Raw genomic sequence first — 6,786 nt, forward strand, 5'->3', positions numbered from 1 at the left:
GCCGCTGCTCACGGTGCGGTTGAAGATGTCCACAAAGCGCTTCGTGTCTTCGCGGTAACCGTAGCAGCTCATGCTGGGCTCATCGACGCAAATTTCCTCCGCGCCCGCCGCCACGAGATTCGCGATCTCCTGGTTCACGATGGGCAGCAGCGCCTCGGTGATGGCGTAGCGGTCTTTGTACTGTGCGTTCGGCGCTAACCGTCCGCTGAGCGTGTAAGGCCCTGGCACGGAGACCTTCAAGCGCTTGCCGGTGTGTGAGGCCAGACGCTGCAGGCGCTTAAACTCCTCCACCACGCCCAACCCGCGCGGCGCACGCAGTTCGCCCACGATCTCATGCTTGCCGCGCTGATCATGCGCCGGAGGCCCAAAACGCCGGGGGCTGGCCGGTTCCAGCGCGATGCCCTCGATGAAGCCATAGAAGGACAAATTGAAGTCAAACCGCGTCTGCTCGCCATCCGTGATGACATCCAGCCCTGAGGTGATTTGATCCTGAATGGCCACTTGCGCCGCGTCGTCCTGCATTTCCGTGATGTCAGCGCTGCCAAATTCCGCGAGATGCCGCGCCGAAAATTCCAGCCAGCCAGGAAACGGATAACTGCCAATGACGGAGGTGCGGAGGGGCTGGGATTGCATGATGTCGTGACCTTATTCGCTCGCGCAGATCATCGCCAAGCCCAAGCCGCAAAGCACAACCGATGCGGCTGGAAAATCACAGGTTAGTCTGGTGATGGAAAATCAACAAACCCACCTAGGAACATCGACACCAGATAACCGACCACGAGAATCACCACTTGGAGCCCCAGCCTTTTGCTCCATGTCATCCGGACAAACAGCCACCATGGGCTCAAGGCGCTAACAATCCACACAAGTGCCACAGCGGCATACGAAGAAAAAAGTGCCGCCAGAGTCCACTTGTGGTCATAGCCACCGATAATATTGGCCATGCACTGACACCCAATCATTGACGCCATGTATGCTGGCATGGTCAGCAAAGCACAGGCCGACTTGAATAGCTTAACGTGGTAAAAATAACCTAGCGGACATATCACCAAAAACAGGAGATACACGGGGCCACAGATTATCAGACATCGTTGTATTCTGGCAGACATGGGAAAACCTCACACTCCCAGCCCCGCGTAATACTTCGCGATCCGCCGGGCATGCTCGTCATATGCAGCTTCAAACAGTTCAGTGGCTTTCGCGGCACCGACGACGGCTCCTGCGGTAAGGACTTTGGGGGGCTGACCGGCTTTGACGAGTCGGTCGGCCACTTCGGCTTTGACGGCGTTCACCAGCAAACAACCGCCCACGGTGCTGCCGGGGGCGACGGGCGTGTCGAGATTTTCGATCTTGATCATGGCATCGCCAACGGGTGCGCCGGTGTCGAGGACGATGTCGGAAAAGTCCTGGAGCTTTTTGCCGTCGCGGTGGCGGCTGGTGCTGGCCTCGCTGTGCGTGGTGCTGATGATGGAGACGACTTTGACGCCGCGCCGTTGGAACTCCTCGGCCATCTCGACCGGGACGACGTTGCAGCCGCCGCTGGAGATGACGAGGGCGCTGTCGCCGGGCTGGAGATCGAAGTTCCGCAGGATGCGGTTCGCCAAACCGCTGACGTTTTCCAGGAACATGGCCTGCCGCTGGCCGTTCGCGCCGACGACGAGATTGTGAAAGGTCAGCGAGAGCTCGACGATGGGATTGAAGCCGGGGAAGGAGCCGTAGCGCGGCCACATTTCCTCCACCAAAATGCGGCTGTGGCCGGAGCCAAAGACGTGCACCATCTGTCCGGCGAGGATCGTCTTTGCGAACATGTCGGCGGCTTGCTGGATGAGCGGAAGCTGATCGCGGACACGGTTGAGGAGGCCTTGGCTGGCGTCGAGGTATTGAAGGGCAGGAGTCATGAGTGTTGCAGGAGATTGAAAACGGAACCGAGGCATCCGGCGCTGTCGCCGAGCTGGGCGGGAACGATGCGGGCCTGATGGCCGCCGGGCCGCCATTCGAAGCCTGCGAGGACTTGTTTCAGTGGATCAAACAAACGCGCACCGGCACCGACGGCGATACCACCGCCAACGATGACGACTTCAGGATCGAGCACGTTGATGAGCGAAGCGATGGCAGCAGCGAGATGGCGGACGGACGTGAGCCACACTTTGGCGGCATGTTCATCGCCAGCACTCAAGGCATCGAGTAGTGAGTGCGTGGTGGCGTAACGTCCTTCACCACGCTGCGCGATGGTTTGATTGCCAATGGCGTCTTCCAAGCTGCCCGGGGTGTTGAAATCATCGCACGGCGCATCCGCGTCGATGGTGATGTGACCGAGATGCCCTGCCCGGCCGATCTTGCCTTTGAGCAGGCGTCCGCCGCTCCAGATCGCGCCACCGACACCCGTGCCGAGCGTGAGCATGAAGGCGTCCTGCGTGTCCTTCGCAGCTCCGGCCCAGACTTCACCGAGCAGCGCGGCATGGGCGTCATTCAGCACGCGGCAGTCGCGCTCAAGGAAGGCGGACCAGTGGAATTTTTCAAGACCGTGCATGCGTCCGGGCATCCAGTCGATGCAATGGCCGTCGGGGTTTGCCAAGCCGGGCGCGGAAAGCCCGACACGGAGCTTTTGCCCAGCCTGCGCTTCGAACTCCTGCACGATCTCACGCACGGTGAGGGCGAAGCGCGGAGTGTCGCCGTCGAACTCGCCATCGCGGGTGGGTTTCGATAGCGTGGCGAGGGTGCGGGCACTGGCGGTGTCCACGAGCGCGGCCTTGATGTTTGTGCCGCCGAGATCAATTCCAATGGCCTGGCTCATGATGCGTGGAGCTGGCCTTCGGAAACGGTCCACCCGCCATCCACAGCGAGGACCTGACCGGTGATGAATTGGGAATCGGGCGAGAGCAGCAGCAGCGCGGCGGCATCGCAGTCCTCGGGCTGGCCGATGCGGCCGCCATCGAGGGGTTGCTTGGTTTTGACGAAGTTCATGATGTTCTCATTGCTCACGGCGCGCTGGGACATCGGTGTCTCGACCAATGCAGGGGCGATGACGTTCACGCGGATGTTTTGCGGCGCGTAGTAGGCGGCGATGGATTTGCTGAAACCGATGATGCCCGCCTTGGCCGCAGCGTAGGCATGGGAGGCGAAAAACTTCGCGGAAGGCGAGTAGCCGAGCACGCTGGCCATGTTGAGGATCACGCCACCGCTGCCCTGCTTGAGGAACTGCCGAATCGCGGCGCGGTTCGAATAAATGACGGAGTTCAGATTGAGATCCAGCGTGTAGCGCAGGCCCTCGTCGGTGAGTTCGTGCAGCGGGCCGTCTCCCCGGCTGCGACCACTGCCGCCGGCGATGTGGTAAAGGGCGTCCACTCTGCCGAATTCGCCCACCGCCAGGTCCACCGCACGCTCCGCCGCCTCCGGCGTGGCGGCGTCTGCCGCGAAGCCACGCGCGTTCGATCCGAGGACTTCCAGAGCCGCATCCACATTGACCTGCGAGCGGCTGGAAACGACGACCCGGGCTCCCGCCGCTACGAGTTTTTTCGCAGCAGACAGACCCAGCCCCGTCGTGCCCCCCATGAGGATGATGTTCTGGCCGGAAAGGGAATGCATGTTGAGTGAAGGAGTCGGACGTGCGATGTCGTTGTTCAAGCTCACTCATGAACACACGACGTACTTTCCTGCGCAACCTCTCAAGTTTGGCTTTTACGGCTCCATTGATGGCGGAAACGCCGAAATCGAAGAACACCGTGTGCTTTTTCACCAAGCACCTGCAGGGGCTGAGCTTTGACGACATCGCCAGCCTGGGCGCGGAGGCAGGCTTTAATGGCGTGGAGGCCCCGATCCGACCGAAGGGACATATCGAGCCTGAGAAAGTGGCCGATGAGCTGCCGAAGTTCGTCGAGGCGCTGAAGAAGCAGGGCATGGAAATGACCATCCTGACCTCCGGCATCAATGAGGTGAGCAAGGAGCAGCACACGGAGGAAGTGCTGCGCACGGCGGCCAAGCTGGGTGTGAAGCGCTTCCGCATGAACTACTACAAGTACGATCTCAAGCAGCCCATCTGGGAGCAGCTCCAGGCGGTGCGCCCCAAGATCAAAGACCTCGTGGCCCTGTGCAAAGAGATCGGCATCCAGCCCATGTTCCAGAACCACAGCGGCAAGGATTACTTCGGCGCGCCCGTGTGGGACATCTTTTCCATCATGCGCGAATATCCGGCGGCGGACTTCAGCTTCGCCTACGACATCCTGCATTCCACCTGCGAAGGCGGCCTGTCCTGGCCCCTGGAGTTCAATCTCGTCAAAGACCACATCGGCGCCGCCTACTTCAAAGATTTCAAATGGGACGGGCGCAAGCTCGTGACCGTCCCCATCGGCGAAGGCCAGGTGGACCCCGCCTACGGCAAGATGCTCATGAAAACCGGCTATACCGGCCCGATTTCGCTGCATCTGGAGTATCTCAAGGGCGATCCCAAGGACCCCGCCGTGCTGAAAGGATTCCGCGAAGCGCATACGCGGGATATGAAGACGCTGAGCGGGTGGCTGGGGTGGGCGTGAACCGTGCGTTCATGTTGTAAACCAATGTGCGATCCGTGCCTTCACCAATCGCTTTTAGCTGCGCCGAAATGACAATCCGGGAGATCATTGACGTGCAGCTTGAGTCGTTCTTCGGTGACAAATTTCCTCAAAAGATTCAGCGATTGATCGATCATGAATTGAATCAAGGTCGTTGGATGGAGGGATATGACCTCGCGGTCTGCCAAGGAGTCATCGAAGGGGAAGATGCCCGTAAACTGCTTGCGATTGTTTTGGCCCAGAATCCACAACTTCGAATCGATGAGAGTGAATTGAAGCGCGTAATTGAGATGCAGTTACCACAGAGTTACTTCGCATCTACTTCATGGATAGTCGCTGAAGATGGGACCTTTGCGTTGACTGACAGTTTGAGGGTCGCTCGATTCGAAGGTGCAGCTGTGATTTGGAGGAGCGCGCGGATCTCTTACGACGGCATCGAGTTCGACTCATTGGCAGACCGAAGGCTGCGCGGGCGAGGATGGTTTCTCAGTTCCCATGCAGCACCCGATTCTCCGTTCACCTTCGATTTCGACACGGGCGAATTGCTGGAAGGAAACATCGTCCAAAACGGATGAAGTTCAGGCCGAGATTCCGCCACGCAGACAGCCCTTGCGCGTCCGCCGGAGCGCCCTACACTCGCCCTCCCCCCTTCCACCCAAGCAATGAGCACCCACGTCAAACTTTACATCCCTGGACCCGTTGAAGTCAGCCCTGACACCTATGCTGCGATGGCGCAGCCGATGATCGGGCACCGCGGCAAGGGGTTTCAGGACCTTTACGCCGAGATCCAGCCGATGCTGCAGACTCTCTTCGGCACGAAACAGCAGGTGTTTCTGAGCACTTCCTCCGCCTGGGGCGTGATGGAAGGTTCCATCCGCAATCTGGTGAAGAAAAAGGTTCTCAATTGCTGCAACGGCGCCTTCTCCGACAAGTGGCTGGACGTGTCCAAGCGCTGCGGCAAGGAAGCCGAAGCCTACACCGTGGAGTGGGGCCAACCCGTGCGTGCCGACGAGATCGACAAGCGCCTGGCCACCGGCGAGTTCGATGCCGTGACTTTCATCCACAATGAGACCTCCACCGGCGTGCTCAGCCCCATCGCGGAAATCGCGGCGCTGAAGAAGAAGTACCCAGATGTGATGTTCATCACGGATTCCGTGTCCGGCTTCACCACCGTGCCGGTGAATTTCGACGAACTCGGCATCGACGTGCTGCTGACCGGCAGCCAGAAGGCCTTCGCGCTGCCTCCGGGCCTGGCCCTCTTCACCGCCTCCGAGGCGGCGATGGCGCGCGCTGCCACGATCAATGACCGCGGCTATTACTTCGACTTCCTGGAGTTCAAGGCGAACGGCGAGAAGAGCATGACGCCGAGCACGCCGTGCATTTCCCTGATCTACGGCCTGCGCCATCAGTTGCAGAAGATCTTCGCCGAAGGCGTGGACAACCGCTACGCCCGCCACGCCAAGCTCAACGGCATGGTGCACGAGTGGGTGCGCCGCAACGGCTTCGAGTTCTTCGCGCCGGAAGGCTTCCGCTCCAAGTCGCTGACCTGCGTGGCGAACAACAAGGGCATCGACGTCGCGGCCTTCATCGGCCTGCTGAAGAAGAACCACAGCATGATCATCGACGGCGGCTACGGCAAGCTGAAGGGCAAGACCTTCCGCGTGTCGAACATGGGCGACGAGTCCGAAGCCAGCATCAGCACGGTCATTGCCGCGCTGGATGACAGCCTCGCCAAGCTCTAATCGATACCGCCTCATTTTACCCGCAAGGGTGATTCATCTCCTGCCGAACGGCCCTGAGAAATCGGGGCCGTTCTTTTTGTGCGCCATCCAACACTCACAAAGCTGTTACGAGGTGGGGCACACGTTGGCACGCGTGATGCTAAGCTTAAATGTACCTTTAGATGGAACCAACCCGCATCATTCCGATCTCCACACCCCGCCACACTGCCGGTGCACAACCCAGCAACATCGTTCGTATGGAACCCGATTTTGGTCTCATCAAGATGGAGTCCTCTCAGGGACGCGAAACCCTGTCAGGGGGCGACACCGAGTCCGCTCAGCGTTTTGCCGGAGAAGTGAAATACGTGAGCTACTTCGCGGACAAGCTGGCTGAGACGCTCGGCATGCGCCGGTTGGAAATCGCCATCGTGGAAGACCGTGAAGGTCAGACCTCCATCAGCACGGGGGAGAAGACTGGCAACTGGCATGGGATGATCAGCAGCAACCGCCGGTCGATC

8 protein-coding genes and 1 pseudogene are annotated in these 6,786 nt (G+C 59.8%); 4 read left to right on the top strand and 5 right to left on the bottom strand.

The window, feature by feature from the left end; translation table 11 throughout:
* The 5 genes and pseudogenes from ACIREA_RS23215 to ACIREA_RS23235 form a co-directional block, all read right to left on the bottom strand.
* Window positions 1-633 (bottom strand): annotated as a pseudogene (locus ACIREA_RS23215) (methionine synthase); the annotation flags it as partial.
* Window positions 634-716: 83 nt separating this feature from the next.
* Entirely contained in the window at window positions 717-944 is a 228-nt protein-coding gene (locus ACIREA_RS23220; RefSeq protein WP_397384726.1) for a hypothetical protein, read from the bottom strand.
* Window positions 945-1,118: 174 nt separating this feature from the next.
* A complete protein-coding gene (locus tag ACIREA_RS23225; RefSeq protein ID WP_397384727.1) occupies window positions 1,119-1,898 on the bottom strand; it encodes a sugar isomerase domain-containing protein in 780 nt (259 codons plus the stop codon).
* Entirely contained in the window at window positions 1,895-2,794 is a 900-nt protein-coding gene (locus ACIREA_RS23230; RefSeq protein ID WP_397384728.1) for an ROK family protein, read from the bottom strand. Before ACIREA_RS23230 ends, ACIREA_RS23225 begins: the two co-directional genes overlap by 4 nt.
* Window positions 2,791-3,585, bottom strand: coding sequence for an SDR family NAD(P)-dependent oxidoreductase (locus ACIREA_RS23235; RefSeq protein ID WP_397384729.1), 795 nt, complete (start codon window positions 3,583-3,585; stop codon window positions 2,791-2,793). The genes ACIREA_RS23230 and ACIREA_RS23235 overlap by 4 nt, the downstream gene beginning before the upstream one ends.
* 47 nt (window positions 3,586-3,632) lie before the next feature.
* Between ACIREA_RS23235 and ACIREA_RS23240 the strand changes: the two genes are divergently transcribed.
* The 4 genes from ACIREA_RS23240 to ACIREA_RS23255 form a co-directional block, all read left to right on the top strand.
* The gene (locus ACIREA_RS23240) at window positions 3,633-4,529 is read left to right on the top strand and encodes a sugar phosphate isomerase/epimerase family protein (RefSeq protein ID WP_397384730.1); all 897 of its coding nucleotides are present in this window, start codon (window positions 3,633-3,635) and stop codon (window positions 4,527-4,529) included.
* A gap of 35 nt (window positions 4,530-4,564) precedes the next feature.
* Window positions 4,565-5,122 carry a hypothetical protein gene (locus tag ACIREA_RS23245; RefSeq protein ID WP_397384731.1) on the top strand — a complete coding sequence of 186 codons (558 nt, stop codon included), beginning with the start codon at window positions 4,565-4,567 and terminating at the stop codon, window positions 5,120-5,122.
* An 87-nt stretch (window positions 5,123-5,209) separates the two neighbouring features.
* The gene (locus tag ACIREA_RS23250; protein WP_397384732.1) at window positions 5,210-6,289 is read left to right on the top strand and encodes a pyridoxal-phosphate-dependent aminotransferase family protein; all 1,080 of its coding nucleotides are present in this window, start codon (window positions 5,210-5,212) and stop codon (window positions 6,287-6,289) included.
* Between the two features lie 161 nt (window positions 6,290-6,450).
* A partial coding sequence (locus ACIREA_RS23255) for a hypothetical protein (protein ID WP_397384733.1) occupies window positions 6,451-6,786 on the top strand: 336 nt, incomplete at its 3' end.

The organism is Prosthecobacter sp., assembly GCF_044373815.1.
Taxonomy (GTDB): Bacteria; Verrucomicrobiota; Verrucomicrobiia; order Verrucomicrobiales; family Verrucomicrobiaceae; genus Prosthecobacter.